Raw genomic sequence first — 26,858 nt, forward strand, 5'->3', positions numbered from 1 at the left:
TTATTTGTATAAAAGATGAAACACTCCGTCCAAACTATAATAGACGAGGTGTTTTTTTATGAAAATAAAACGGAGAATTACAATTGTTTTAATTTGTTTTATGTGTATCATGTTTATTTTACTTTGTCGTTTAATTCAAATACAAATTATAGATACAGAATCATTTACAGATCGTAAGATAAATTTAATTGAAAAAAGTGTTACACAACGGACGCAGTCCATTACGGTAGATGATGGAAGAGGCCATTTTATAGATCGGAACGGTAAGGAAATAGGTGAGAAAAAGTATCCTGTTTTAATTGTTTTTCCATTTCTACAAATAAAAAATGACATGTTAGAGAAAATTGCGCATATCATTGGTGTGTCGAGACAAGAGATTGAAAGTCAAATGAAAGACAAGAAAAGTGCATTTATCATGCAAAGGGGAAATGGTCCATTTCGATTGGCACGAGAGCAGATGGAGAAGGTAAATCAATTAAATGTATTAGGTATTGTAGCAGCTGAAGTTCGTTTACGGCAAACTGGCGCGATGAATCATTTAATTGGCGATGTGGGGGAGAATGAACGAGAATTTCAAAAACGATACGGAGAAGTAAGAAAAATTTCAAGGCAAACGCCAATTGGCATTTCAGGATTGCAGCAATCATTTGATGAATTTCTTTTGACCGATGGAGAGGCAAAAGTATTGTATCAAGTGGACCGACAAGGAGAACCGATTTTTGGAAAACAAGCGAAATATACTGCGCCTGGAAATCCGTTTTATCCAGTGACGATTCAAACAACTTTACATAACAGGTTACAGCAAAAAGCAGAAGAAGTGGTTGAAGCAAGCGAAATAAAGAAGGGGGGATTAGTATTACTTGATGTAAAGAAAAATGAAATTTTAGCGATGGTCAGTAAACCATCTGTACAGGTGAAGGATGAGCGTTTATATACAACTACACTTGAAAATCAAATGTTAACACCACATTTTCCCGGTTCTGTTTTTAAAACAATAGTTGCAGCGGCAGTGATTGATCAAAATGAAAATGTGTTTAATCGTACATTTAATTGTAATCAAGATTTATATGGTGAAGACCATCCACAAGTTATGATGGGTACACTTAGTTTTAAAGAGAGCTTTGCTAGAAGCTGTAATAGGACATTTTCAGAGTTAGGTAATGAGCTAATACAAAAGGATAAGATGGTGTTAGAAACTTACGTAGCAGCGTTAGGAGGCGCTGGTAAGGTTGGATGGAAAGGTTCTGTATTTCATACAACTCATTTTGAGCAAATGCCAGAGGAGAAGAGGGTTACGATTTGGAGGAGTGAAGGAAATAAGAATAGTAAAAAGGCGGTAGCGCAAACCGCGATTGGACAGAAAGATGTACGTATGTCACCTCTAGCGATTGCAAATATGATGGCGACGATTGCTAGGGATGGAGAAAAGATGGAAGTGAAAGCTGTGGAAAAAATAATGTATAAAAATGGAACGGACTTTTATACATTTGAAGACCATACAATAGGCGGGAAACAGCTTTCGTATGAAGCGGTTAAAACATTACAAGAGTTATTAAGGGGCGTTGTAACAACGGAGAAAGGAACAGGAGCCGCATTCAGGTCGTTGCCACTAAGTGTTGCCGGAAAATCTGGGACAGCGCAAACAGGAAAAGGGACGAAAGTGAATCGTTGGTTTGCAGGGTATTTTCCATATGAAAATCCAAGATATGCTTTAGTTGTCGTGGATATAGAAACGAATAGTAATGGAAATGAAGTTACACCTATTTTCAAAGCTATCGTAGAATCAATCTATCGATTAGAGAATGAAAAGTAATCTTGCAATTCATATTGAAATGTTTTCATTTCGTGAAAATATTATTGTAAATGTTCAACCTTTCTAGATTTAATGTTACAATAGCAAGTATGAAAAACTGCATGGAGGTTTGAAGAATGGCAGGAGGATCTAGATTCCAACAGAAACAACAAAAACGTCGTCAAAACGGTGTTTTAAATATTGCAATTGCAATTGTATTAATATTAGTAGCTATTGTATCATATCAATTGTTTGTTCCTGAAAGAAAAGAGCAAGCGTCTTCTAGTGATAAAAAAGTAGCTCAGCAAACAACGAAAGAGAATAAAGCTGAGAAAGCTAAAGGCAAAGAAGAGCCGAAGAAGAACGAGCAAGATAAGACAGAGGCTAAGAAGCAGGAAGAAGAAGCGAAGCAAAAGGCTGAGGAAGAACAGAAAAAAGCTGAAGAAGAAGCGAAAGCTAACGAGAAAGCACCAGCTGAAAAAACACAGTCACAGGCAACAGATGCTTATACGAAATCTTCTTGGAAGCCAGTAGGTACAGAGCAAGGTGCAACACCTGCGATGACGTTTAAAAAAGGTACAGCAGATTGGAATGAGATGAATCAAGCGATTTCAGCTGCAATTGACGTTCCAGTAAATCAATTAGTTATCCATAGAATTGGAAATAACGGTAAGAATAAAGCTTACGGTAACGTACAAGATAAACAATCAGGTAAAAAATATTATGTGAATATTGATTGGGTAGAAAATGAGGGCTGGAAACCAGTACTTGTTCAAACTCTAAACTAAAAAAGAGAGGCTCCTTAGGAGCTTCTCTTTTTTAGTTAGCGTAATTTCTTTAATTTAAAATGAACAACCGCGCTATAATATGGACTTTTGCTTTCGGGATCCATAACCATTTGATGCGAGATGTGATGAACTTCAAGCATAAGTGCTTTATTATTATCGATTTGTTCGCTAATTTTTCGTTCCAAAGAAGCTAAGTCTCCTGCTTCGAAAAACTCTACTTTATCTTCTAACATTTCAAAGGTAAATGACACGAAGACGACCCCTCTCCTATGTAATCAACTATAGTGTAACAAAGAAAAGAATGAAATACCATGTACATTTCAATTGACATTTTTAGCAAGAGGGCATATCATACTGATAAAACCGATAAGAAAAAGGGGAATTTTTATGGGGACAGAATTTAATGGTTTATTTGATGAGTGGGCTCATACGTACGACTCATTCGTACAAGGCGAAGATATACAATATAAAGAAGTTTTCGCTCATTATGAGGATATTCTAGAGGATGTAGTTAACAAGTCATTTGGTAATGTATTAGAATTTGGTGTTGGTACTGGAAATTTAACAAATAAATTATTACTTGCTGGCCACACAGTTTACGGTATAGAACCGTCACGTGAAATGCGCATGATTGCAAAAGAGAAATTGCCGCAAGAGTTTTCGATTACAGAAGGTGATTTTCTTTCGTTTGAAGTTCCAAATTCAATTGATACCATTGTAAGCACCTATGCATTTCATCATTTAACAGACGATGAAAAAAATGTAGCGATTGCGAACTATAGTCAATTGCTAAACAAAGGTGGTAAAATAGTGTTTGCTGATACGATATTTGCAGATCAAGATGCATATGATAAAACTGTTGAAACAGCAAAACAAAGAGGTTTCCATCAGTTAGCAAACGATTTGCAAACGGAATATTATACACGTATTCCAGTCATGCAGTCTATTTTTGAAAACAATGGCTTCCATGTAACGTTTACGAGATTAAATCATTTCGTTTGGGTAATGGAGGCAACTAAGCAATAGAAAGAGGGATTAGATTGAGAATTGCTGTAATTGGAGCAATGGAAGAAGAAGTACGTATTTTACGTGACAAATTAGAACAAGCAGAAACAGAAACGGTTGCGGGTTGTGAATTTACGAAAGGACAATTAGCAGGACATGAAGTAATCTTGTTAAAGTCTGGTATTGGTAAAGTAAATGCAGCGATGTCAACGACAATTTTATTAGAAAGATATAAGCCTGAAAAAGTAATTAATACTGGTTCAGCTGGTGGCTTCCATCATTCTCTAAACGTTGGAGATGTAGTTATTTCAACAGAAGTTCGTCATCATGACGTAGATGTAACAGCATTTAACTATGAGTATGGTCAAGTACCAGGAATGCCTCCTGGATTCAAGGCTGATGAAGCATTAGTTGCATTAGCTGAGAAATGTATGCAGGCAGAAGAAAATATTCAAGTTGTAAAAGGTATGATTGCAACAGGTGATTCATTTATGAGTGATCCGAACCGCGTTGCAGCAATTCGTGATAAATTTGAAGACCTTTATGCAGTAGAAATGGAAGCAGCAGCTGTTGCACAAGTATGCCACCAATATGAAGTTCCGTTTGTTATTATTCGTGCACTTTCTGATATTGCTGGTAAAGAATCAAATGTTTCATTTGATCAATTTTTAGATCAAGCAGCTCTTCATTCTACAAACTTTATCGTAAAAGTACTAGAAGAGTTAAAGTAATGTAACAAAAAGGCAACTGTCTCATATAAAGAAAATACATACAGTTGCCTTTTCTTTATTGGCAAATAAGGGGGAGAACACGATGAATGTATATCGTGGAGTTCATGAGTTGATTGGTCATACGCCAGTTGTAGAAATTACTCGTTTTTCACTTCCAGAAGGGGTCCGTTTATTTGCAAAGCTTGAATTTTATAACCCAGGTGGAAGCGTTAAGGACCGTTTAGGAAGAGAATTAATCGAAGATGCGCTAGAAAAAGGGCTTGTTACCCAGGGTGGAACAATTATTGAACCGACCGCTGGAAATACTGGTATTGGACTGGCACTTGCAGCGTTACAACATGATTTACGCGTTATTGTTTGTGTACCAGAGAAATTTAGTATTGAAAAACAAGAATTAATGAAAGCGCTAGGCGCAACGGTCGTGCATACACCAACTGAGCAAGGAATGACCGGTGCAATTGCAAAAGCAAAAGAATTAGTAAATGAAATACCGAATTCATACTCTCCAAGTCAGTTTGCGAATGAAGCAAACCCGCGTGCTTATTTCAAAACACTAGGTCCTGAACTTTGGGATGCACTGAACGGAGAGATTAACATATTTGTTGCAGGAGCAGGAACTGGTGGTACATTCATGGGGACTGCATCTTATTTGAAAGAAAAAAATGTAGATATAAAAACGGTTATTGTGGAACCAGAAGGATCCATTTTAAATGGTGGTAAAGCTGGTTCGCATGAAACAGAAGGGATCGGCCTTGAATTCATCCCGCCATTTTTGAAAACATCTTATTTTGATGAAATTCATACAATTTCTGATCGAAATGCATTTTTACGAGTAAAGGAATTAGCGCGAAAAGAAGGACTGCTTGTTGGGAGCTCTTCAGGAGCGGCATTTCATGCAAGTTTACTTGAAGCAGAGCAAGCGGCGCCAGGTACAAATATTGTAACGATTTTTCCTGATAGTAGTGAGCGTTATTTAAGTAAAGACATATACAAAGGATGGGAATAAAAAATGAGAGCAAAGACAAAGTTAATTCATGGTATTCGCATAGGAGAACCTTCAACTGGATCTGTAAATGTACCGATTTATCAAACAAGTACGTACAAACAAGAAGCAGTTGGTAAGCATCAAGGATATGAATATTCACGTACAGGCAACCCAACACGTGCAGCTTTAGAAGAAATGATTGCAGTATTAGAAAACGGTCATGCTGGTTTTGCATTTGGTTCAGGAATGGCTGCTATTACAGCTACAATTATGTTGTTCTCAAAAGGTGACCACGTTATTTTAACAGATGATGTGTATGGTGGAACGTACCGCGTTATCACGAAAGTATTAAATCGCTTCGGTATTGAGCATACATTTGTAGATACAACCAACTTAGAGGAAGTTGTAGAAGCAATTCGTCCGAATACGAAAGCGATTTATGTGGAAACACCAACGAACCCATTACTGAAAATTACTGATATTAAGAAAATATCTACTCTTGCTAAAGAGAAAGATTTATTAACAATTATCGATAACACATTCATGACGCCATATTGGCAGTCGCCGATTACTTTAGGAGCAGACATTGTACTTCATAGTGCAACGAAATATTTAGGAGGTCATAGTGACGTAGTTGCAGGCCTAGTAGTTGTAAATAGCCCGCAATTAGCAGAAGACCTTCACTTTGTACAAAACTCAACAGGAGGCATTCTTGGCCCGCAAGATAGCTTCTTACTACTTCGTGGCTTAAAAACATTAGGAATTCGAATGGAAGAGCATGAAACGAATTCACGCGCAATTGCCGAGTTTTTAAATAATCATCCAAAAGTAAATAAAGTATATTACCCAGGTCTTGAGTCACATCAAAACCATGAACTTGCAACAGAACAAGCAAATGGATTTGGTGCTATTATCTCATTTGATGTAGATAGCGAAGAAACATTAAATAAAGTACTTGAGAAATTACAATACTTTACACTTGCTGAAAGTTTAGGGGCAGTAGAAAGTTTAATTTCTATCCCATCTCAAATGACACATGCATCAATCCCAGCAGATCGCCGCAAAGAATTAGGAATTACAGATACATTAATTCGTATTTCTGTCGGTATTGAAGACGGTGAAGATTTAATTGAAGATCTAGCACAAGCGTTAGCATAATAAAAATGCACTGCTAATATAAGGCAGTGCATTTTTATCACATCATTTTGTGAAATATTTCACAAAATAGACATACACAAATGAAATTATTTCATGTATATTAAGTTCATGAAATGTTACTCACGAACAATCTTGTGAAATGTTTCACAAACAATGAGGTTCATGCAGGAAAGCAACTCTATTTTTTTACGCTAATCGGGACTTATTATGACCTATAGGGTCTCATTTAGTCCACGATAGCAGAATAGGAGGAATTTACATGGTAGTCAAAGAGAAAGTTGTAAATGAAATGCAGGAAGTAAAAGAGATGATTGATACGTTAGTGAATAACGGTCGAAAGGCTTTACAAGCATTAGAAGGTTTTACACAAGAGCAAATTGACAACATTGTTCACGAAATGGCATTAGCAGGTGTGGATCAACATATGCCGCTTGCGAAGTTGGCTGTTGAAGAAACGGGTCGTGGTGTATATGAAGATAAATGTATTAAAAATATTTTTGCTACTGAATATATTTGGCATAGCATAAAAAAAGATAAAACAGTAGGGATTATTCACGAAGATCCTCATGAAGAAATAATAGAAATTGCAGAACCTGTCGGTGTAGTAGCTGGGGTAACGCCAGTAACGAATCCAACGTCGACAACAATGTTTAAAGCATTAATCGCGATAAAAACGAGAAATCCAATTATTTTCGCATTTCATCCTTCAGCACAAAACTGTTCCATTGCAGCGGCGAAAACAGTATATGATGCAGCGGTGAAGGCGGGGGCACCAAAACATTGTATTCAGTGGATTGAAAAACCTTCTGTCGAAGCAACAAAACAATTAATGAACCATGAAGGTGTTGCGCTTGTTTTGGCAACTGGAGGAGCAGGTATGGTGAAATCAGCTTATTCTACTGGAAAACCAGCGCTAGGTGTAGGTCCTGGTAATGTACCATGCTATATAGAGAAATCAGCGCATATAAAACGAGCTGTTAATGATTTAATTTTATCAAAAACATTTGATAACGGTATGATTTGTGCATCAGAACAAGCAATCATTATAGACAAGGAAATTTATGATGATGTGAAAACAGAAATGATTGCAAACAATTGTTACTTTGTAGCAGAAGAAGAGAGAAGAAAATTAGAAAAGCTAGTTATTAATGAAAATACATGTGCAGTAAATAGTGATATTGTAGGGAAATCAGCGCAGTACATTGCCGCATTAGTTGGAATTACTGTGCCTGAAAATACAAAAATGCTTGTAGCTGAAATACAAGGTATCGGAGCAGCATATCCACTATCTCGTGAGAAACTGAGTCCAGTATTAGCGTGTGTAAAAGCAAATTCATTAGAAGAAGGATTTACATATTGCGAAGAAATGTTAAACCTGGGTGGTTTAGGACATTCAGCAGTCATTCATTCTACAAATAAAGAAGTACAAAAACAATTTGGATTACGTATGAAAGCTTGCCGTCTTATTGTAAACGCCCCTTCATCACAAGGTGGAATCGGTGACATATATAATGGATTTATTCCATCACTTACGCTTGGTTGCGGCTCGTATGGGAAAAACTCAGTTTCTCAAAACGTAACAGCGACGCATTTATTAAATATAAAAAGGTTGGCAAATAGAAAAAAGAATATGCAGTGGTTCAAATTACCACCAAAAATTTATTTTGAAAAACATGCGACAGCATATTTAGCAAATATGCCTAACATTTCACGTGCATTTATTGTAACGGATCCAGGAATGGTTGAGCACGGATATGTAGATACGGTTACGCATTATTTTCGTAAACATGCAAATGATGTAAAAGTCGAAGTTTTCTTTGAGGTCGAGCCAGATCCATCAGATGAAACTGTGTTTAAAGGTGCGGAAATGATGAGAAGTTTTAAGCCAGATGTAATTATCGCACTTGGTGGTGGTTCAGCTATGGATGCAGCGAAAGGGATGTGGCTTTTCTATGAGCACCCAGAAACAACATTCTATGGAATTAAACAGAAGTTTTTAGATATAAGAAAACGTACATGTAAATATCCGGAATTAGGAAGTAAGGCGCAGTTTGTTGCCATTCCAACAACATCAGGAACAGGATCAGAAGTGACACCATTTGCGGTTATTACAGATAAGAAAAATAATATAAAGTATCCGCTCGCGGATTATGAATTAACACCAGATGTAGCAATTGTTGATCCACAGTTTGTAATGACAGTACCACCACATGTAACAGCAGACACTGGTATGGACGTATTAACGCATGCAATCGAGGCGTATGTGTCTGTTCTAGCAAATGACTATACAGATGGATTAGCATTAAAGGCCATTGATCTCGTATTTAAATATTTACCAAGAGCATTTAAAGATGGAAATGACGAAGAAGCGCGAGAAAAAATGCATAATGCTTCTGCAATCGCTGGGATGGCATTTGCAAATGCTTTCTTAGGTATTAATCACAGCTTAGCACATAAAATTGGACCGGAATTTCATATTCCGCATGGGCGTGCGAATGCAATTCTTATGCCGCACGTAGTTCGCTATAATGCTATTAAGCCACGAAAACACGCGTTGTTCCCAAAATATGAGCACTTTGTAGCTGATGAACGCTATGCACATATTGCGAGAATGCTCGGGCTTCCAGCAGGCTCGACAGCAGAAGGTGTGGAATCACTCGTCCAAGCAATTATTGAGCTTGGAAAAAGCTTAAATATAAATATGAGTATTGCAGGACAAGGAGTTGCTAAAGACCAATTTGAAGAGGTTGTTGGATTATTAGCAGAAAGAGCTTTTGAAGATCAATGTACAACAGCTAATCCAAAATTACCTCTCATTTCAGAGTTGAAAGAAATTTATATGGAAGCATATAAAGGGGAGTAATGGTTATGAAAGAGTCGCAATAAAGCGGCTCTTTTTCATTTGGAAAACATCTCCCAGAATGGCTGTATTTACTGGTCTTTAAGTTTAATAGAATATGATACAGTGAAATAGGGGAGTGAGAATATAATGAAAGAATTACAAGGAAAAATAGAAGATTATACTCGGTTCGGACAAATCCTTCTCGCTGTAAGTACATTGTTAATGGTTGGCTTATTGATTCCGAATGGAGCAAAAGAAACAATACAATCTTTTGTTATGATGGGGAGCACCATTATATTTTTAAGTTTATCATTCTTTTTCTTTCAGCGTGTGAAAGTGATGCGAGATCAGTTAGAGGGAAATGAATGTGAGTAATATTATGAAATAGAGCACTACGAAAAGAACGAATCTTTTTGTAGTGCTTTTTGTTTTTGAAAAAATGTATGCGGTTTATATTGACAATGATAATCCTTATCAATTAAAGTAGAATAGTAGTTAATGATTATCATTATCAGTTAGAGGTGAAAGAATGAAAAAATCTATTACGCTATTCACAGCGATTTTATCTATTTTTTTCTTGTTAATAGGTTGCAATGCAAAGGGAGACGAAAAAGCATCTGCAACAAAAACAGAAAAAGGAAAAGAGAAAATCGAAGTTACCGACCTGTCAGGAAGAAAGGTAACATTCGATAAAGTGCCAGAGAGTTTTGCAACATTAAGTATGGGAGACATGAATATTATTCATGCTTTAGGCGGAAAAATAGTAGGTCGTCCGGATGCAAAAATAACTCTTCCAGAGGATTTAAAGAAAGTACAAGTAATCGGGAATGCACATCAACCGAATTTTGAGCAAATTGCTAGTTTAAAACCGGATGTACTTATTGCTAACAATGGGTTTCAAAAGAATGTTCCAACGGTTGAAGGACAAGGAACGAAAGTAATGATTTCTTCTGCGAATTCTGTACAAGATATTCAAAAGAATATTGAACTATATGGAACGATAATGAAGAAAGAAGATAAAGCAAAAGAACTTAATCAAAAAATTAATGATCAAATGAAGACATATGAGAAAAAGAGTGATGTGAAAGCACTGTTAGTATACGGAGCACCAGGTACTTATTTAGCAGCATTACCAACATCTTTATCAGGCGATATTTTAGAAAAAACAGGCGGGAAAAATATTGCAGCTGATTTTCCGGAAATGAAGGAATATCCGCAATATGCGCAGCTAAGTGTAGAACGTATTATTGAGGCAAATCCAGATGTGATTTATTTAATTACACATGGAGATCCAAATAGCGTTAAAAAAGCATTTGAAGGCGAAATGATGAAAAATGCAGCGTGGAAAAATTTAGATGCAGTAAAACAAAATCGTGTAGTTATTTTGCCACCAGACTTATTTGGATCAAATCCTGGAACAAAAGTTACAGAAGCAATGGACTTTATGTATAAAAGTATACAAGATGTAAGGAAATGATAAGTATGGAAAGTAGTGAAGTAGTAAGGGAAAAGGAACATCCTTTTGCGAAAAAAAGGTGGATAATAGCAGTTACTTTAGTTGTATTAGCGATTTTAGGTCTTTTTTACGGTCTTTTCGCAGGAAGCCTATCCTTTTCTTTACGAGATATTCTAACAGGGATACAAGATGAAGGTTCGACGGTTCATCGAATTGTATGGGACCTTCGTATACCGAGAGTGCTCGTTGGATTTATAGTAGGAACATGTTTAGCAGCATCTGGTGCACTGCTGCAAGGGGTTATGAGAAATCCTCTTGCAGACCCTGGTATTATCGGGGTTTCATCTGGAGCAGGCCTTGTAGCAATTGTAATTATGATTTTATTCCCTCAGCATATGGCATTTTTACCGCTCGGGGCATTTATAGGAGCTTTCATAACGGCGATGGTCATTTATGCTTTATCATGGCAAAAAGGGGCGCCGCCTTCAAGGATTGTCTTAGTAGGTGTATCAATCAATGCATTAATTGGTGCAGCGACGTCAGCGTTAATGTTATTACATAGTGACAAAGTACAATCGGTGTTACCGTGGTTAGCAGGTGGCATTGGTGGTGTAAGTTGGGCACATTTAAATATGATTATTTATTATGCAATATTCGCTATTATATTAGCCTTCTTTGGTATAAAGCATATTCGAGTATTAATGCTTGGAGATGAAATGGCGAAATTATTAGGTCATAACGTGGAGAGAAGCCGGTTTTATTTAATAGTAGTAAGTACACTATTAGCTGGAATTGCAGTTAGTGTTTCTGGTCTTATTGGATTTGTCGGTCTTGTTGTACCACATATGTTACGTTTATTAGTTGGAAATGACTATAAATATTTACTGCCATTATCATGCCTTGGCGGAGGGATATTACTTGTTTTCGCGGATGCGATAGCTCGAAGTTGGTTCGATCCAATTGAATTGCCTGTTGGTATTTTATTATCATTCTTAGGCGGTCCGTTCTTCTTATATTTAATTCATAGAGGAGGAAGACAACGTGATTTCCGTTAATAAAGTGTTTTACGCACATTCTGAAAGATTTCAAATGCAAAATATGAATGTACATATTAAAGCTGGAGAGGTCGTTAGTTTAATTGGACCGAATGGATCAGGGAAATCTACTTTGCTTCGTTTAATGGCAAGACTACTTAAACAAAGCGAAGGGGATATCATTTTAGATGGAAAAAGTATTCATATGATGAAAAGTGCCGATGTAGCGAAGCAATTAGCGATGTTACCACAAATGCATGATCATCAATTAGATTTAACAGTGAAAGAATTAATCGAATTTGGAAGAGGACCTCATAAATCATGGAAAGATCGCTTAAATAAAGACGATGAAGAAATTGTTGATTGGGCATTGTCTGTTACAAATCTTGAAGGGTATGAATATCGTCTTTTACAATCTTTATCAGGAGGGGAAAGACAACGTGCCTGGATTGCAATGACGCTAGCACAACGTACAAATGTCTTATTATTAGATGAGCCAACAACTTTTTTAGATATCGTTCATCAGTTGGAAGTAATGGAACTTGTGAAACGGTTAAACGAGGAGTTTGGCATGACAATTGTAATGGTTTTACATGATATTAACCAAGCGGCTCAATATAGTGATCGTTTACTCGTATTAAAGCGAGGGAAGCTTCAGTATGACGGTATACCAGAAGAAGTGTTATGTCATGAAATGTTTCAACGTGTGTTCGGCATAGAGGTAGATATTTTTCAAGGAAGCGACAAGCCATTTTTCACACCAAAACGAATTTCTAAAAAAGGAGGAGCAAAATGCGAACAGAAGAACGTATTACCACTGAGTTAGTAAGAGAATTTGTTATGGCAGCTCACGGAGATTTAGAAAAAGTACAAGAACTGTTGGCTGAATTGCCAAGCTTACTTCATGCCTCTTACAATTGGGGCGGATCAGATTGGGAAAGTGCGTTAGGAGCAGCAGCACATGTAGGTCGTAAAGATATTGCTCTCTATTTACTAGAAAAGGGTGCTCGAATGGACATTTTCGCGGCCGCGATGCTTGGAGAATTAGAAGTTGTACAAGCTATTTTAGTAGCACAACCAGAGGCATTGCGTGCATCGGGTCCACATGGTATTTCCCTTCTTCAACATGCACGAATGGGTGGAGAAAAAGCACAGCGTGTATTTGAGTACTTAACGGTGCTCTCTTAATGACCGCAAAGGTTCTTATGTGCGGTAAACTTTTCACTTTCATATAATTGAAAAGTTTACCGCCCGTTAGAACGGGATAAGTATCTAGTATATTTGAAAATCCTACACCCCCTCAATTGTAGTTTTCTTTATGCTAGTTATGATATGGATGCAGTAGACAATATTTGTCTACTGTCTTTTTTTAATCCTTTAGAGATTGAATATTCTGTATTTAGTCATTAGTTCATTTATCCCACTATTTGTGGGCAGTAAGACTCCCACCTCAAAATTCAGCTAGAGAAAAAAGTTAGGCGGGAGGTCCACTGTCCGTAAATATCCGATTGGTGAAGGCTAATAATCAGTGAGGATGAACAAAAGCCCCCACTGATTAAAGTTTCACTTTATAATAGATAGTAACATTTAGTATACATACAAAACATGAGCGTGTAGTTAAGTACAAATTCGTGGAAAGGAGTGCAGAGATGTTTCATACAGATCGTTTACAAATTCGCAAATACACAATGGATGATTTGCAGTTCTATGCTTCGCTATGGGGAAATGAGAAGGTAATGCGCTATATTGGAAATGGGACGTTAAAAACATATATGCAATGTAAAAAAAGTTTGGAGGAGTGGGTAATTCCTAGCTATAAAAACGGTCTTGGTTTATTTGTATTGATTGAAAAGGAAACGGGAATACGAATTGGTCATGCAGGGTTAGTAAAGCAGCAGATAGATGGAAAAGAGGAAATTGAAATTGGTTATTGGTTATCACCTCAGTATTGGGGAAAAGGGTATGCGAAAGAAGCAGCGGCAGCATTTCGAGACTATGGTTTCCAAGCATTAAGAATGAATAAATTAATTTCTCTTATTAATCCGGATCACCCCGCCTCAATCTTTGTTGCTAGAAAAACAGGGCTTAGTTATGAGAAAACAACTTCATTTCATGGGATGGACGTTCTCGTTTATTCCATTAAACGCGTAGGATGAAAAAAGGTAAATTGCATCTTTTGAAGAATGGTATATAAAAATAAAGGGGGGATTACATGTATATTTATCATAATGGCCTTATTATTCGTGAGGGAACGAATGGTGTGCCAGCATATGCAATTAAAACTTTATTCGAAGATGCTGGTTGGAGTAATGATAATATCCCTTCTTGGCAAATTGAAAAATTCACGATAGCATTTGAAAATTCAACATGGGCATTCACAATTTGGGATGAAGAAGAGATGATTGCGATGGTTAGAGTCATTTCTGATGGAATCATGATCGCGAACATAGTAAATTTAGTTGTGAAATGTGAATATAGAGGGAAGGGATTAGGTAAGAAACTTGTCGCTCTTTGTTTGCAAAAGTTGCCACATGGAGACTGGTTTGCACATACATCTGCGAGTAATTTTGATTTTTATAGAAGTTGTGGTTTTGAGGTGAGAGAGTTATCGAGAAATGGAACATGTGCGTACTACGGGTATCAAGTAGCAAAAAAAGATGGGCACCGATAAAAATAAGATAGTGTAAAAAAGGATCGCTATTTTAATAATATAAACTGAACTGAGACTCATTTTATGATAAAATAAAAGAAAATTCTGTTTATTAAACGGGGGATAAAAATGAATGTAAAAGTTGGGGATGTATTTAAATACGAAAGAAGATTTACTGAGGAAGAGGTTTTTGAATTTGCAAATATTACAGGAGATAAAGGTAGGCATCATATGGAATATGATGAAAATGGACGTTTAATGGTTCATGGTTTATTAACTGCTAGTATTGGAACGAAAGTAGGAGAAGAATTACATTACATAGCAAGAGAATTAGTAAGTGAGTTTATTAGACCGGTTTTTACAGGAGATACGATCACTTGTGAATTAACTTTAACAAATATTGAACAGATGGAAGGATATAAAAAGGTTTCAATCGAGTCAGTTTATCGCAATCAACATGAAAAGACTGTACTAGTTGGGACAAGTTATGGAGTTATAAGGGGATAAAAAAGAAGCCTGATTTACAGGCTTCTTTTTTATTTAATAAACACGTTTTCGATTTTCTGCATGACTAGAGATGAGTAATAATGCAGTTTCTTCTCCTATATTACGAACAATATGAGGAACACATGCATTCCAAGAGAAAGAATCACCTTCTTCTACAATTGCAATATCTTCTCCATGTTGAACTTCTAGTTTTCCGCGTAATACAAGGTGACATTCTTCCCCTTCATGGGCATTTGGTATATTTTCTTTCGGAAACCCAGCAGGAATTTCCACGAGATTTAGGCGAAGGCCACCTTGCTCCGCAACATGTTCAATTCTTTGTTCATCTTTTCCGTATACACTGTATTTACGCTCTCCCTTTTTGACAACTTTCAACCGATCTTTTTGTTCTAATAATAAATAGGGAAGGGGAACGTTTAAAAAATTGGAGATTGTTTCTAAAGTTGAGATAGATGGTGATGTTTTATTATTTTCAACCTGACTCATAAATCCTTTAGAAAGACCTGTTCCCTCACAAATTTGTGCGATTGTTATGCCTCTACGTTGACGAATTTCACGTATTGCAGAACCAATATTCATAAAATCAAGCTCCTTTTTGTAAACAACTATTTGTATCATAGCAAAAAAAATATATTTTTTCCCAGTGAAAATGAATTGACGAATAAAAAAAATTAGTGTATGTTTTGTAATGTAAATAAAAGTTTTGTATAAGAAAACTATAAAGGAGAGAATGAAATGAATCAACATATCGGTAACTTAATTATTCGTATCGTGTTAGGGGTAACGTTCTTTATGCACGGTTTAACAAAATTCCAATCGGGGATTGACAATATTGCAGGGTGGTTTACAAGCATTGGTTTACCAGGAGGTCTTGCATACGGTGTAGCAACAGCGGAAGTAGTTGGTGGTATATTGTTAATTCTAGGTTTAGGTGTAAGATATATTGGATTATTATTTGCACTTGTAATGGTTGGAGCAATTGTAAAAGTAAAATGGTCAGCTGGTTTATTAGGAGATGGAAAAAATCCTGGCTTCGAATTAGAACTTGCATTGTTAGCAATGGGTGCGTACTTATTTGTTGCGAAAGCAGACGGTTTTGTAGATAATTTCTTAAAAGAGAGAATGTTAAAGAAGAACTAAATTAAATGGGGGGCTAACAAGATGAGTTTTCAACTTCATCCCGACACAACACTTGATGTTGTTCATTTATATGTATCAAATATAAAGAAATCACTAGAGTTTTATACAGAAGTACTAAGTATGAAAGTACTAAAAGAAGATGAAATGGTTGTTACATTTGGGAATGAAAATAACGAACCACTCCTTATTATTGAAGAAAAGAAAGAAGCTCTACCAAAGCAAAGAGGGAGAACGGGGTTATATCATTACGCAATCTTATTACCAAGCAGACAGGATTTAGCGAATATTCTTCGTCATCTTGTAGAAATGGTATATCCACTGCACGGCGGAGCCGACCATTACTTTAGTGAGGCCCTTTATTTAGCTGATCCAGATGGAAACGGGATTGAAATTTATCATGATCGCCAAAAAGAAGTTTGGCGTGATGAGAATGGAGAACTACCATTTGTTAGTAACCCGTTAGCTGGTGAAGAACTATTACAGCAAGGAAGTACATGGAATGGATTTCCGGCGGGTACTGTGATGGGACATATTCATCTCCATGTAGCTGATTTGGAAGAAGCGAAACGTTTCTATGTGGATGGTCTTGGTTTTGAAGTAACAATCCCAGCTCGTAATGGAGCGTTGTTCGTATCGGCAGGTGGCTATCATCACCATATCGGTTTAAATACGTGGCAAGGTGAAGAAATACCGCCGCAAATGCCAAATTCCGTCGGCTTGAAATATTTCACAATTGTACTAGCGGATGAAAAACAAAAAGAGCAAGTATGTGAAAGCTTAAAAAATATTGGCAAAGTCGCTACGTACAAAGATGGAATATTACAAGTTGAGGACCCATTTGAACATTGTATTCATTTCAAAATAAAAGGAGAAGCCTAAAAAAGGCTTCTCTTTTTTTACTTTCTTATAATTGCTTTTTCGTTTTGTAAAAATAGTTCATCAAACTGCTTTGCAAGCTCAAAATCTAGTTTCGTTAAACCTTTTGCATTCCAAGATGACAAAGTAATAATGACTGCTTTATACTGGATAAGGATAAATGGATGGTGATTACGTTCTTCTGATAGTTTGGCGGCTTCAGAGACAAATTCGACTCCTTTTAAGTAGTCGGAAAACATATATTTTCGTTCAATCCATTTTTCATCTTTTACTATCCATTTATCCACCTTGAATAATTCCCCTTGAACTTCTTCTTCAGTTAATCGCAGCATCATTTTTCACATCCTTTACATGCAGTAGTGCAAGACCATTGTTAATAAGGCGTGTTACAGCTTCGTCAGTTGTGAAAGTAGAAAGTTTTTGTAATAATGCTGCTGATGTTTCGTGCCCTTTGTTATGCTCTAAAAGTAATTCTAATATTTCAAGGCGAAGCAGCCATTCTTTCGGATAAAATTTATTTAATACCTCTTGAATTGCTACTAATTGATCGACATGTGCGTCGTGTAAAATACCTCCACCTCGAATATCACGAACTGTTTGATACATACGATCCAGCTCAGTTAATGCAAGAGGTGCTGGAGTTTCCTCTATTTCCTCATCAATTGGGAAAAATGATGCTGCATCTGCTGCTCCTGGGAATACTGAAATGATTTGTGAGCCAACAGCCATATCAAATGCGCCCCATGAAGCATCAAATAATACGCGGGCGTTATAAGTAACAGTGCAATCGATAAAGGAAATAAGAGCAATTTTCTTATCATTTTTTATAATATCTGTTACTTTTCCTTTTACATGAATACCACTTGCAAAAGTAAATTCAGCAATGTTTCCAATTGTAATTCCTAATGATTGTAGTTGTTCATCTGTACAATTTTCTAATGCAATATTTTCAGTGAGTAATCCAATTGGTGTTCCAAAGCCGTCACTGTGTACAGATGTAGAATGATTCGCTAGTTGTTTATTATGAATTGCTAATGCAGTTGGCGAATTTGTTCGCATGTAAATCACTTTACCTGCATCGTTTTCAATTGTCTCGCTGAATGTACCTGTAATCTGTAATCCACTAGTTAGTTCAGCGGTTGCATAGTTTTCAGAGCGAATCGCTTTTTCTAAACCTTCCTTTCCACCTGTTTTAAAGGCCATCGTTTCAGCAAATGTCTCAAGTGCTTCAGTCAGCTCTTCAAATGATTCACAAACAAATAGTTGTGGTTGCATTTTTGTTACGTCATAAGTTGTACCTGTACATGCCTCGATAGAGAATGGAACCTTTTCTACAGCGTCTGTTAAGCAATGTTTGCTTTCGCCAACAGAAGAAAGGAGACCAGCACCATATATTTTTGGAGCATCTATATTTCCGATTAATCCATATTCTACTGTCCACCAGAAAAGACGTGAAATTTGTTCAGCTTCTGATAAACCAGAAACTAACTTTTGTTTTTCAATTACAGTATTTTCAGCAGCGGCAACTTCGTCAGGAGTAGAAGTAGGGCTTTCTTTTACGATTGTTAATGTACGAACAGCTTCAAAAGCATCATGTTCTTCTTTTGTAGAGAAAGCTTTCGCACCAATTTGTCCAAAGCGTTTCACATACTTCGCATATGTAGGATCCAGTAAAATAGGTGCGTGTCCTGCTGCTTCGTGTACGATATCTGGAGCTGGTGTGTACTCGATATTTTCTACTTTCCGAATATCTGTTGCGATTGGTAGTAAGCCGTGTCCTTGGAAATCAAAGAATGCAACGCCAGGAATAAGTCCATCAATTGTTACAGCTCCCCATCCGCTTGGTGCTAAACAGTCATTCATTTCTTCTACCTTTGGAATTGCATCTATATTTATACCAGATGATTGTAGTCCGTTCACATAGGCTGGATGAGCAACGTCTTTTAAGAAACTATGATTTTGTCTCATAATGTAACGCCAAACAGCGTGATTCACCGGTGTATATTGATCATAATGCTGCGTGGATACGAATGGTTTTAAATGCGATGGAATTTCTGTTTTCTTTGTCATTTAGACATCCTCCTTGTTTTTTATAAAATTGAATATTGGTTGGGTATAGCTGGAACCACCACCTTTCAAAATTGTAAGCGCTTATAAAATTTTATCATAAGATTCGGAATTATTTAACATTTGTTTCTGTGAGAAATAGAAAAAGCCCCTATCGGAAAATCCGATAGGGGCGAAAGAATCGCGGTACCACCCTATTTGTAAGTGAAAACATACTTACATCTCAATTAATGATAACGGAAAAACTCCGTCTTTTCCTTCATGCGTACAAGCACTACGAAAAAGAAGCTCCAGAATTGTAATTCATACTTATATATGTGCTAATTTCCACCGACCATTAGCTCTCTGTAACAGGGATATAAGATATTACTGCGATTCTTTCAACGCGTATATATGAAATTGTGCAAAAGGGAAGGACGCAAAAAAGCCCCTATCGGAAAATCCGATAGGGACGATAAAAATCGCGGTACCACCCTAATTGTAAACAGAAAAATTGTTTACCACTCACTTTAAGATAACGGAAAGATCCGTCTTTCTCTTCATGCATTATGTGCACTACGGGAAAGAAGCTCCAGAATTGTAATTCACGCTTGTATATGTACTGATTCGCACCAATCATCAGTTCTCTGAGACAGGGATATAAGTCGCTACTAGTATTCCTTCAAAGCCGATATATAATTCGTTCAACTAAACTATGTTTCGTATTATAAAACTATTTTTAAAAGATTGTCAACAATAATTTTATCCCGCTATTTGTGGGCAGTAAAATTCCTACCTCAAAATTTGGCCGGAGCAAAGAAGTTAGATGGAAGCCTTACTGCCCGTAAACGTCCGATTGGTGAGTGCTGATTAAAGTTTCACTTTATTTCACTTCTAAATCAATATTTAAATTAGTCGTATTTCCAGCTGCATCGGTTGCAACGATATGAATGGTATTCTTTCCTTCTTGTAATTGATTACGATCGAAATAAATTTCGTAGTTTTTCTCCCAAGTGTTTAGGAATGCACTCTCCCATACACCATTTCCGTTAATTTCATATTGCATTCTTACTGGAATACCAGGTGCAATCCAACCAGATTCTGTCATCCAATCTAGTAGAATATCATCAACTTTCCCTCTAATTATGAGATTTTCTTGATCAATTTCGTGTGTTAACTTAGGTGCTGTTCGATCGATAAATACAGCTCCTGTTTGTTTTGTTTCTCCACCAGAGTTAGAAGCAACAGCTTCGATTTGATATAAGCCATCAGGCAATGGAGATCCGTCCTTTCTTGTACCATTCCATTTGAAAGATTTATAACCAGGTGTTTCGTTTTTGCCTTGGTATACCATGCCTTGATATGTCACACGGTCTTTCGTAATTAAATTAGCATGAAACGCTATATCCTCAACAGGTGTAACTAAATAGTAATTGATTAGGTTGTCATCTAGTATGTTGTCATTATTTGGACTGAAAGTAGAATTAACGATTTCAACGCCATCGATACGCTTGTATTCTTTCGGATCAATACTAAATGTAAATGGGATACGCATTTCTTCAGTTTTACCTTGTTCTTTTACATACAGATTTCCTGTATATACACCTTGTGGTAAGGAGCTGTCCACAGTAATAGTAAAAGGCTTTTCGATGTTACTATTTGGTTTTAAACTAATTGAAGAAGGGAAAGAAGTCTGGATTTTTGTTTTTGTATCTAGTAATTCAATACGAGTTGAAAAGTTTTTCTTTTTGTTAGAAAGATTTTGTAACGTAATATTTTGTGTTAGTTTCACTTTGCTACTATTTGGCTTAATAAGACCGAAACTTACATTGTTCGGTTTCACTAATGCATCTGTTTGGGCTGCTTTTGGAATGTTAATTAAACCTGATCCTTGTGCCATGATAGGATATGTATTTTCATTGACATCCTTTAATGTTTTTGCAGTGTTGGCAAGAGCAGATTTCAATTGTTCTGTCGTCCAATCAGGATGCATTTGACGCAGTAAGGCAACGGCTCCCGCTACTTGCGGAGCAGCCATACTTGTTCCGTTGTGAGATTCATAGCCACCTCGTGGCACTGTGCTTGTAATCTTTACTCCAGGTGCAATAACATCAGGTTTTATAAGCCAACTTCCTTGTGATGGTCCTCTTGAGCTGAAGTTACCAATCAGTTCGGTTTTGTTTGGTTGTCCAATCTTTATATTTTTCTTTCGTTTTGTAATTAAAGTTTTCAACTCTTCGCCATTTGTATTTGATAGCTGCATAACCGGAAGAGCTACATCTTCATGTCCAAAATATTCGGGCATAATATTAATTTCTTTTTCATTAGAAATTAGTAGTACCCCGATAGCGCCAGCTTGTTTCGCTTGTTCTGCTTTTACTAATGTGCTTGAAGTTCCTTGTAAGACAAGGGCGAACTTACCCTTCACATCTTGTTTAGCATAATCGCTCGAATTACCGTAGCCAACATAGACAAGTTGAGCATCGTTTCCTACTTGGAAATCTGCGTTTGATAACGGTAATCCTTGGTAAGATTTATTAGAACCAGCTACTTGGAATGTCGGGAATGGAATAGAAACAGTAGATGCACCAACAGAGATGACACTACTAGCATTACCAGGAGCATCAATAGACCAAGGCTTTGGTCCATCGTTTCCATTTGAAACGACTGCAGTAACACCAAGTTTTGCTGCGCGTTCTAACGTCATTGTTACAGGTTGATCAGGGACATTCAAATCTTGACCGAGAGATAGATTTAAAACATCTGCACCATCTTGAATAGCGCGCTCAATACCTTGAATAATATCATCGGTCGTGCCAGTACCACCATCATTCATGACACGGTAAGCGAGTATAGAAGCGTTCGGAGCAATCCCCTTTATTTTTCCGTTACCAGCAATAATTCCAGCTACATGAGTGCCGTGGACATTTCCATCCATCGGATCGTTATCCTCATCGACTGTATCATATCCACCGATATAATTTGCTTGTAAGTCAGGGTGTGTATAGTCTACACCTGAATCAATAATAGCGACTTTCATTCCTTTTCCATCAAGCGGTTTGCCAGTTGGATCTTTTAGTTTCCAAGCTTCAGGTGCACCGATTGTCGGTCCGCCAATATTTGGCGCTTCTTCTTTAGTAGCGCTTTTTGCTGTTTCATGCAATTTATATGTTAAGTTCGGATAAACAGCTTTTACTTCGGGTAAAGAAGCTAAAGCAGCAACTTGATCTCCTGGGATAGAAATAGAAAATCCAGAAAATAGTGTACTATACGTTTCTTTTATCTTTGCTTTTGGTGCTTTTTCTTTAATTTTCTTTGTTGTATCCTCTTGTGCCTTTTTTAGTTGTGCATGGTATGATTGCACATTGCCGTTTTTTAAATCCGGAGCATGCTGAATGTTACTTTGTGAAGCGAGCGGAGCATGTTGCAATTCTACAATGACTGAAATTTCTTTTGATGTTTTTGTTTCAACATTTTGCGCGATTTTGTTTTCTCCCCATTGTTCAATATTCACTTTTAATTGTGGACTAAATTGCTTCTCCTTTTGCAGCGATTCAGCACGTGCGCTTAAAGCTCCAAAACTAGAAAAGACGAGCGCCATACTTAATAGTGTAGACGTAGTTTTTTTCATTGAAACTCCCCTTAATAAAAAGTGTCAATATTCCGAAAATTTATCTTGCATTTTTGTTCTGAAATATAAAACCGAATGTTGGCTAAACTATACTTTCGACATAATTCATACCAATCCTCTTTGAATTAAAAATTTCTTGGGAAATGTTTTGGGATTATGTCGAATGGCTAATATTCAGCGAGGAAAGCCCATCATCCACTGAGCATGAATCCACAAAAATTGTGCAGTAACTGTCAATTAATGCAGGGTGAAGTTCGCATATAGTAAGCGGAATATGAGGAATGCTATAAGAAAAATGGAGGGACGTATGAAAAAAATTATCGTGAGTAGTAGCGTGGTTTTTTTTGTTTTTTTATCTTCAATTTTTAGTACTAGTGCGGAACATAATGGGGTGAAAGTTGCTTTTATTCGTCATCATGATCTTTGGATTAAAATTGATGGAAAAGAAAAACAAATAACAAAAGGCGAGTACATAACAGGGCCGAAATGGTCTCATGATGGAGAATGGATTTCTTATGCTAAAGGAAACAAGAAAAACACCTTGGAATTGTACCGATTGGAAGATGGAAAGAAAGTTAGGCCATTGCAATCTGAAGTATCGAATTATCAATGGTCACCGAAAGAGAATATAATTGCATTTGTATTTATGAATACACTAAATACGTTTGATGTCAAAAAAAAGAATACAGATTTTGAAAATGTATCGGCTGGTGTAGGTGATTATGCATGGTACCCTGATGGAAAGAAGTTTCTTGTATCCTCTGAAGCACACTTAATTCCAACAGGTTGGACAGGAGCTCAGCTATATGAAGTGCAAAAAGATGCACATATGAATCCTCACAAAATGAAGCATTTGTATGCATTACCAAATGAACATGATGATTTTCTAGCGCTAGTTGCAAGTGGGTTTGAGTGGTCACCAGATCAAAGGTGGATTTCATTTTTAGCGGTACCGACAGCTTCATGGTCAGCTGATAGTAATACGCTTTGCTTAGTTCGAGCAGATGGCAGTCGATTTGAAAAGGTAGATCAAATGCTATTAAACACCCAATGGTTCAAATGGGCGCCATCCAACAATATATTAGCCTATATTGAAGGAAGCGGGAGAGTTGCGTTAGAGAATAAGCATTTAAAAGTAAAAGAACTGCCTGCACTTCAGCAGAACACATTTACGCCGAAAGGATATGTCGATTGGGATTTTGCATGGAAGAACGATAAAGTAATAATCGTTTCACGAGCAAAAGAGGCAGGGATAGAAACGCCACCAGAAAAAAGGCCACTACCATCTTTATATGAGATCGATAGTACAAGCGACGAACAATATCAAATCACAAAGCCAGCTCATAAGCAAGGTGATTATCATCCGATCTTCATGAGGAAGAGCAATCAATTAATATGGATACGTTCAGACCGTAAGAAAGCCAATGTATGGATTGCCAATAGTGATGGAAAACAGGAAAAGAAGTGGATTGAAAATATAGATGTACCAGAATGGTATTATGAGAAATGGAACTGGGAAAATGTTATCTCGGTGAAAGAAGAATAAAAAACGTGCCTAAAAAATAATTTTAGGCACGTTTTTTTATTGTTATTTATGAGTTTTATTCGGCTTTTTCTTCGCTGGGTTTCCGTTCCCCTGACGCTTTCTGTTTTGTTCATCTTTTGCTTGTTTTTCCTGTAGTGTATCTAAAAAGTCATTCGAGTTACCCATTTTTATATCGCTCCTTTCATTTCGTCCTAATTACTATAACCATTTCGGAGGATAATCATGAAATAAAAGTTAAGCACTTAGTTTTCTTCGAAAATATACGTAAAATATGCCATACGTAATAAATAGCATAAATAAAATTTGTAACTCTACATTTTCTTTTAAAATAGTTGCGACAGAAGATGGTAAGTAAGGTGATGTATTGCTTGTTCCTACACCTAACCATTTGTTTAAGAGGTTAATGGTACAAAACATAAAAACACCAGACCAGCTTGCTGTAATTGCTTTCTGTTTAATTTTTGTTTCACGTTCATCATCTGTAATCCAAGGATTAGCAGTTTTATCACTATTAAAAAATCCATTTATGTATCCCCATATGATCATTCCGATAAAGGCGATAATCCATTTCATATTTGTGATTCCCCTCTCTCTTGTAAAAAGTATTTGACACAACTAATTGTAATGTTTTCCAATTAATTATGTCGAATGTTTTTTACATACCAGTTTTTCATATAGCAGGAATAAAGAATGAGATAGGGAAGAAATGTGTAAGAGGATTTCATAGTGAGAGGAGGCTGGATATGAAACTCGTCTTTGTTCGGCACGGTGAAGGAGAACATACAAAAGATTTGCCGTCAAGTTTACAAGTGTTGCATCCACCATTAACGGATGAGGGAAAGAATCAGGCTAAATGCATTCAATTCGATGTACCATTACAGGAAACGGATATATTAATTGCCAGCCCTACACTTAGAACTTTACAAACGGCGAACATATGGAGTACGAAAGTAGCTTGTCAAAAAATTGTCCACCCATATGTATCCCCACGTATTTTTCCTTATCGAGAAGGAGCGAAAACATTACCATGTGATTACATAGTAGATCAGGGAATGATAGCAGATTTATTTCCACATTTTTCGATAGAGAAAAGTACAAATAAGCAGTTATGGACGGAAGGTATAAATACTATTTCAGAGAATCGTTTTCAGCAAATAGCAGATGAATTTCTTCTTTGGTGCTATGAGCTAGGCGCTGAAAGAATTTGCATTGTATCTCACGACGGGATAATTACAGCGTATAGGCAATATGTACAGAAAGTCGTTTTAACTAGATCTGATTTTTTGCAAGAAACGGGTATATATGAAATGGATCTATCCCTTAAAAGTTTGATGGATGAGATCTAATGATAGGATGGAGGGTGTATGTTGAATGTTGCATTAGTAGTTGGTTTTAATTCGGATTTAGAGGCGCAATCAATCCGAGCATCGCTTGAATATTTTGGGGCAAAAGTTGTAACATACTGGATTGGTAGACCGAGAGAGTTCATTAATATTCTTTCTGGAAAGGGTTTATATAACGATATCGATTATGTTATTTTTTGCTTTCATGGTGAGGAAGGAAAGTTTGTCATGGAAGAGTTAGGTGAAGATATATATGAACAAGATGAACCGAGGGGATACTTTGGTGCAGCAGAAATTTATAAATATGCAAAATTGCATAATACACATATTGTAAATAGTGGGTGTACGTTAGGGGAGAGAAAACTAGCAGAATCTTTCTTACGTAGTGGGGCGAAATCGTATATTGGATCGATAGATTATGTAGATGGGAATGCAGCACTTATGCTTACAATACGCTTATTTTATGGGCTTATTAACCATGAAAAAACGTTAGAAGATGCTTTTCAAGAGGCGAAATTAATCGATGAGGAGACACATACATTTCAATTATATAAATAGTAAAAAACGCCTTTATTCTATATTCGAATATAGGCGTTTCACATTTAACTCACATTTTTTTTACATTTTCTTCAATGAAAATGATTATCACCTATGGTATGATATGTTCAAGTTTTTACAGGTAAAAAAAGTTACTATATAAACGTTAGTTTTTAATGTTTCATACACATGTCACAAATTATTCGTAATTAACGTTTGAAAAATAAGTAACTAATGTTATTATATTATCTGTAACTAACTTAATTACAACTTTAGGAGGAAGATATGGTTATTCAATTTTTAAGAGAAAACAAAGCAGTTTCTTTTGTGTTGGCAATAATTCGAGTGTATCTTGGTTACACATGGTTAATGGCTGGAATCGGTAAACTACAAGGAAAAGGATTCGATGCAACTGGTTATTTACAAGGTGCAATTGAAAAATCTAAAGGAGCACAACCGGCTGTTCAATCTTGGTGGGCATCATTTTTACAAGATTTCGCAATTCCAAACGTTGATCTATTTAATACACTTGTAACGTGGGGAGAAATTTTAGTTGGAATTGGTTTAATTGTAGGCTGTTTAACAAAAACAGCGGTCTTTTTCGGTCTTGTAATGAACTTTTCCTATATGTTTAGTGGGTCAATTGGTGTAAACCCTGAAATGGTTATCCTATCAATGTTTGTTCTAGTCTCTGGTATGAACGCTGGTAAATTTGGAATAGATGGTTTCATTATTCCGAAAGTATTAGGATCAAAAACTCAAAAACGCCAAAAGCAAGCTGCTTAATATAT

The 26,858-nt window shown here is 36.5% G+C and carries 28 protein-coding genes and 2 other annotated features; of the genes, 21 read left to right on the forward strand and 7 right to left on the reverse strand.

Annotated elements, in window-relative coordinates:
* Positions 1-58: 58 nt before the first annotated feature.
* Positions 59-1,813 carry a peptidoglycan D,D-transpeptidase FtsI family protein gene (locus DN393_RS07060; RefSeq protein ID WP_149173389.1) on the forward strand — a complete coding sequence of 585 codons (1,755 nt, stop codon included), beginning with the start codon at positions 59-61 and terminating at the stop codon, positions 1,811-1,813.
* Between the two features lie 116 nt (positions 1,814-1,929).
* Positions 1,930-2,580 (forward strand): YrrS family protein, encoded by a 651-nt coding sequence (locus tag DN393_RS07065; protein ID WP_064474729.1) that lies wholly within the window; start codon positions 1,930-1,932, stop codon positions 2,578-2,580.
* 35 nt (positions 2,581-2,615) lie between these two features.
* Here DN393_RS07065 and DN393_RS07070 read toward each other — a convergent pair whose 3' ends face one another.
* On the reverse strand, positions 2,616-2,831 hold the full coding sequence (locus DN393_RS07070) for a YrzA family protein (RefSeq protein ID WP_064474730.1): 216 nt from the start codon (positions 2,829-2,831) through the stop codon (positions 2,616-2,618).
* A 136-nt stretch (positions 2,832-2,967) separates the two neighbouring features.
* On the opposite strand from DN393_RS07070, the gene DN393_RS07075 reads away from it, so the two are divergent.
* The 13 genes from DN393_RS07075 to DN393_RS07140 all read left to right on the forward strand — a co-directional run bounded on the left by DN393_RS07075 (position 2,968) and on the right by DN393_RS07140 (position 14,948).
* A complete protein-coding gene (locus tag DN393_RS07075; protein ID WP_088048081.1) occupies positions 2,968-3,606 on the forward strand; it encodes a class I SAM-dependent DNA methyltransferase in 639 nt (212 codons plus the stop codon).
* Between the two features lie 14 nt (positions 3,607-3,620).
* On the forward strand, positions 3,621-4,316 hold the full coding sequence (mtnN, locus tag DN393_RS07080; RefSeq protein ID WP_001217038.1) for a 5'-methylthioadenosine/S-adenosylhomocysteine nucleosidase: 696 nt from the start codon (positions 3,621-3,623) through the stop codon (positions 4,314-4,316).
* 82 nt (positions 4,317-4,398) lie between these two features.
* The gene (locus tag DN393_RS07085) at positions 4,399-5,322 is read left to right on the forward strand and encodes an O-acetylserine dependent cystathionine beta-synthase (protein ID WP_088107373.1); all 924 of its coding nucleotides are present in this window, start codon (positions 4,399-4,401) and stop codon (positions 5,320-5,322) included.
* A 3-nt stretch (positions 5,323-5,325) separates the two neighbouring features.
* Positions 5,326-6,459 carry a bifunctional cystathionine gamma-lyase/homocysteine desulfhydrase gene (locus DN393_RS07090; RefSeq protein WP_001201925.1) on the forward strand — a complete coding sequence of 378 codons (1,134 nt, stop codon included), beginning with the start codon at positions 5,326-5,328 and terminating at the stop codon, positions 6,457-6,459.
* A 259-nt stretch (positions 6,460-6,718) separates the two neighbouring features.
* On the forward strand, positions 6,719-9,322 hold the full coding sequence (gene adhE, locus DN393_RS07095; protein WP_149173390.1) for a bifunctional acetaldehyde-CoA/alcohol dehydrogenase: 2,604 nt from the start codon (positions 6,719-6,721) through the stop codon (positions 9,320-9,322).
* A gap of 126 nt (positions 9,323-9,448) precedes the next feature.
* Complete coding sequence (locus tag DN393_RS07100; protein ID WP_000661459.1) at positions 9,449-9,676, forward strand: YrhC family protein; 228 nt, start codon at positions 9,449-9,451, stop codon at positions 9,674-9,676.
* A gap of 154 nt (positions 9,677-9,830) precedes the next feature.
* Positions 9,831-10,778: an ABC transporter substrate-binding protein gene (locus DN393_RS07110; protein ID WP_000748444.1), complete on the forward strand. Its 948-nt coding sequence runs from the start codon at positions 9,831-9,833 to the stop codon at positions 10,776-10,778.
* 5 nt (positions 10,779-10,783) lie between these two features.
* Positions 10,784-11,812 (forward strand): FecCD family ABC transporter permease, encoded by a 1,029-nt coding sequence (locus tag DN393_RS07115; protein WP_064474734.1) that lies wholly within the window; start codon positions 10,784-10,786, stop codon positions 11,810-11,812.
* On the forward strand, positions 11,799-12,617 hold the full coding sequence (locus DN393_RS07120) for an ABC transporter ATP-binding protein (RefSeq protein ID WP_088048083.1): 819 nt from the start codon (positions 11,799-11,801) through the stop codon (positions 12,615-12,617). Before DN393_RS07115 ends, DN393_RS07120 begins: the two co-directional genes overlap by 14 nt.
* Complete coding sequence (locus tag DN393_RS07125) at positions 12,584-12,979, forward strand: ankyrin repeat domain-containing protein (protein ID WP_064474736.1); 396 nt, start codon at positions 12,584-12,586, stop codon at positions 12,977-12,979. The genes DN393_RS07120 and DN393_RS07125 overlap by 34 nt, the downstream gene beginning before the upstream one ends.
* Before the next feature lie 389 nt (positions 12,980-13,368).
* The gene (locus DN393_RS07130; RefSeq protein ID WP_240368384.1) at positions 13,369-13,947 is read left to right on the forward strand and encodes a GNAT family N-acetyltransferase; all 579 of its coding nucleotides are present in this window, start codon (positions 13,369-13,371) and stop codon (positions 13,945-13,947) included.
* Positions 13,948-14,003: 56 nt separating this feature from the next.
* Positions 14,004-14,462, forward strand: a complete 459-nt coding sequence (locus DN393_RS07135) for a GNAT family N-acetyltransferase (protein WP_000276112.1) — start codon at positions 14,004-14,006, stop codon at positions 14,460-14,462.
* Between the two features lie 108 nt (positions 14,463-14,570).
* Positions 14,571-14,948, forward strand: a complete 378-nt coding sequence (locus DN393_RS07140; protein WP_001101452.1) for a hotdog family protein — start codon at positions 14,571-14,573, stop codon at positions 14,946-14,948.
* A gap of 33 nt (positions 14,949-14,981) precedes the next feature.
* Here the strand turns inward: DN393_RS07140 and DN393_RS07145 are convergent, their stop codons facing one another.
* Positions 14,982-15,527, reverse strand: a complete 546-nt coding sequence (locus tag DN393_RS07145) for a helix-turn-helix domain-containing protein (RefSeq protein ID WP_064474738.1) — start codon at positions 15,525-15,527, stop codon at positions 14,982-14,984.
* A 156-nt stretch (positions 15,528-15,683) separates the two neighbouring features.
* Between DN393_RS07145 and DN393_RS07150 the strand changes: the two genes are divergently transcribed.
* A complete protein-coding gene (locus tag DN393_RS07150) occupies positions 15,684-16,088 on the forward strand; it encodes a DoxX family protein (RefSeq protein WP_001071551.1) in 405 nt (134 codons plus the stop codon).
* Between the two features lie 21 nt (positions 16,089-16,109).
* Positions 16,110-16,967 carry a VOC family protein gene (locus DN393_RS07155; RefSeq protein ID WP_088048084.1) on the forward strand — a complete coding sequence of 286 codons (858 nt, stop codon included), beginning with the start codon at positions 16,110-16,112 and terminating at the stop codon, positions 16,965-16,967.
* A 17-nt stretch (positions 16,968-16,984) separates the two neighbouring features.
* On the opposite strand, the gene DN393_RS07160 is transcribed toward DN393_RS07155, so the two are convergent.
* The 3 genes from DN393_RS07160 to DN393_RS07170 all read right to left on the reverse strand — a co-directional run bounded on the left by DN393_RS07160 (position 16,985) and on the right by DN393_RS07170 (position 22,641).
* A complete protein-coding gene (locus tag DN393_RS07160; RefSeq protein ID WP_000979547.1) occupies positions 16,985-17,299 on the reverse strand; it encodes a 4a-hydroxytetrahydrobiopterin dehydratase in 315 nt (104 codons plus the stop codon).
* Positions 17,280-19,034, reverse strand: coding sequence for an aromatic amino acid hydroxylase (locus tag DN393_RS07165; RefSeq protein WP_064474740.1), 1,755 nt, complete (start codon positions 19,032-19,034; stop codon positions 17,280-17,282). Before DN393_RS07165 ends, DN393_RS07160 begins: the two co-directional genes overlap by 20 nt.
* Before the next feature lie 162 nt (positions 19,035-19,196).
* Positions 19,197-19,424: a binding site (T-box leader), on the reverse strand.
* Between the two features lie 51 nt (positions 19,425-19,475).
* Positions 19,476-19,705: a binding site (T-box leader), on the reverse strand.
* Positions 19,706-19,893: 188 nt separating this feature from the next.
* A complete protein-coding gene (locus tag DN393_RS07170) occupies positions 19,894-22,641 on the reverse strand; it encodes a S8 family serine peptidase (protein ID WP_088048085.1) in 2,748 nt (915 codons plus the stop codon).
* A 307-nt stretch (positions 22,642-22,948) separates the two neighbouring features.
* Between DN393_RS07170 and DN393_RS07175 the strand changes: the two genes are divergently transcribed.
* Positions 22,949-24,187 (forward strand): eIF2A-related protein, encoded by a 1,239-nt coding sequence (locus DN393_RS07175; protein ID WP_149173391.1) that lies wholly within the window; start codon positions 22,949-22,951, stop codon positions 24,185-24,187.
* Between the two features lie 42 nt (positions 24,188-24,229).
* Here DN393_RS07175 and DN393_RS07180 read toward each other — a convergent pair whose 3' ends face one another.
* Positions 24,230-24,352 (reverse strand): DUF4023 domain-containing protein, encoded by a 123-nt coding sequence (locus DN393_RS07180; protein WP_064474743.1) that lies wholly within the window; start codon positions 24,350-24,352, stop codon positions 24,230-24,232.
* A gap of 69 nt (positions 24,353-24,421) precedes the next feature.
* Positions 24,422-24,760 carry a hypothetical protein gene (locus DN393_RS07185; RefSeq protein WP_064474744.1) on the reverse strand — a complete coding sequence of 113 codons (339 nt, stop codon included), beginning with the start codon at positions 24,758-24,760 and terminating at the stop codon, positions 24,422-24,424.
* A gap of 170 nt (positions 24,761-24,930) precedes the next feature.
* Between DN393_RS07185 and DN393_RS07190 the strand changes: the two genes are divergently transcribed.
* The 3 genes from DN393_RS07190 (at position 24,931) to DN393_RS07200 (ending at position 26,853) form a co-directional block, all read left to right on the forward strand.
* Positions 24,931-25,533 (forward strand): histidine phosphatase family protein, encoded by a 603-nt coding sequence (locus tag DN393_RS07190; RefSeq protein ID WP_088048087.1) that lies wholly within the window; start codon positions 24,931-24,933, stop codon positions 25,531-25,533.
* Positions 25,534-25,551: 18 nt separating this feature from the next.
* Positions 25,552-26,088, forward strand: coding sequence for a hypothetical protein (locus DN393_RS07195; protein WP_064474746.1), 537 nt, complete (start codon positions 25,552-25,554; stop codon positions 26,086-26,088).
* Positions 26,089-26,352: 264 nt separating this feature from the next.
* A complete protein-coding gene (locus tag DN393_RS07200; RefSeq protein WP_088048088.1) occupies positions 26,353-26,853 on the forward strand; it encodes a DoxX family protein in 501 nt (166 codons plus the stop codon).
* Positions 26,854-26,858: the final 5 nt, after the last annotated feature.

Origin of the sequence: Bacillus sp. BPN334 (assembly GCF_008368885.1) — a bacterium.
GTDB classification, from domain to species: domain Bacteria; phylum Bacillota; class Bacilli; order Bacillales; family Bacillaceae_G; genus Bacillus_A; species Bacillus_A wiedmannii.

Coding starts and splice junctions, on each gene's coding strand:
- DN393_RS07155 (WP_088048084.1), top strand. CDS start 16,110: ATGAGTTTTCAACTTCATCCCGACACAACACTTGATGTTGTTCATTTA.
- DN393_RS07160 (WP_000979547.1), bottom strand. CDS start 17,299: ATGATGCTGCGATTAACTGAAGAAGAAGTTCAAGGGGAATTATTCAAG.
- DN393_RS07185 (WP_064474744.1), bottom strand. CDS start 24,760: ATGAAATGGATTATCGCCTTTATCGGAATGATCATATGGGGATACATA.
- DN393_RS07175 (WP_149173391.1), top strand. CDS start 22,949: ATGAAAAAAATTATCGTGAGTAGTAGCGTGGTTTTTTTTGTTTTTTTA.
- DN393_RS07200 (WP_088048088.1), top strand. CDS start 26,353: ATGGTTATTCAATTTTTAAGAGAAAACAAAGCAGTTTCTTTTGTGTTG.
- DN393_RS07150 (WP_001071551.1), top strand. CDS start 15,684: ATGAATCAACATATCGGTAACTTAATTATTCGTATCGTGTTAGGGGTA.
- DN393_RS07165 (WP_064474740.1), bottom strand. CDS start 19,034: ATGACAAAGAAAACAGAAATTCCATCGCATTTAAAACCATTCGTATCC.
- DN393_RS07125 (WP_064474736.1), top strand. CDS start 12,584: ATGCGAACAGAAGAACGTATTACCACTGAGTTAGTAAGAGAATTTGTT.
- DN393_RS07195 (WP_064474746.1), top strand. CDS start 25,552: ATGTTGAATGTTGCATTAGTAGTTGGTTTTAATTCGGATTTAGAGGCG.
- DN393_RS07170 (WP_088048085.1), bottom strand. CDS start 22,641: ATGAAAAAAACTACGTCTACACTATTAAGTATGGCGCTCGTCTTTTCT.
- DN393_RS07060 (WP_149173389.1), top strand. CDS start 59: ATGAAAATAAAACGGAGAATTACAATTGTTTTAATTTGTTTTATGTGT.
- DN393_RS07100 (WP_000661459.1), top strand. CDS start 9,449: ATGAAAGAATTACAAGGAAAAATAGAAGATTATACTCGGTTCGGACAA.
- DN393_RS07065 (WP_064474729.1), top strand. CDS start 1,930: ATGGCAGGAGGATCTAGATTCCAACAGAAACAACAAAAACGTCGTCAA.
- DN393_RS07135 (WP_000276112.1), top strand. CDS start 14,004: ATGTATATTTATCATAATGGCCTTATTATTCGTGAGGGAACGAATGGT.
- DN393_RS07090 (WP_001201925.1), top strand. CDS start 5,326: ATGAGAGCAAAGACAAAGTTAATTCATGGTATTCGCATAGGAGAACCT.
- DN393_RS07075 (WP_088048081.1), top strand. CDS start 2,968: ATGGGGACAGAATTTAATGGTTTATTTGATGAGTGGGCTCATACGTAC.
- DN393_RS07190 (WP_088048087.1), top strand. CDS start 24,931: ATGAAACTCGTCTTTGTTCGGCACGGTGAAGGAGAACATACAAAAGAT.
- DN393_RS07110 (WP_000748444.1), top strand. CDS start 9,831: ATGAAAAAATCTATTACGCTATTCACAGCGATTTTATCTATTTTTTTC.
- DN393_RS07140 (WP_001101452.1), top strand. CDS start 14,571: ATGAATGTAAAAGTTGGGGATGTATTTAAATACGAAAGAAGATTTACT.
- DN393_RS07115 (WP_064474734.1), top strand. CDS start 10,784: ATGGAAAGTAGTGAAGTAGTAAGGGAAAAGGAACATCCTTTTGCGAAA.
- DN393_RS07145 (WP_064474738.1), bottom strand. CDS start 15,527: ATGAATATTGGTTCTGCAATACGTGAAATTCGTCAACGTAGAGGCATA.
- DN393_RS07180 (WP_064474743.1), bottom strand. CDS start 24,352: ATGGGTAACTCGAATGACTTTTTAGATACACTACAGGAAAAACAAGCA.
- adhE (WP_149173390.1), top strand. CDS start 6,719: ATGGTAGTCAAAGAGAAAGTTGTAAATGAAATGCAGGAAGTAAAAGAG.
- DN393_RS07085 (WP_088107373.1), top strand. CDS start 4,399: ATGAATGTATATCGTGGAGTTCATGAGTTGATTGGTCATACGCCAGTT.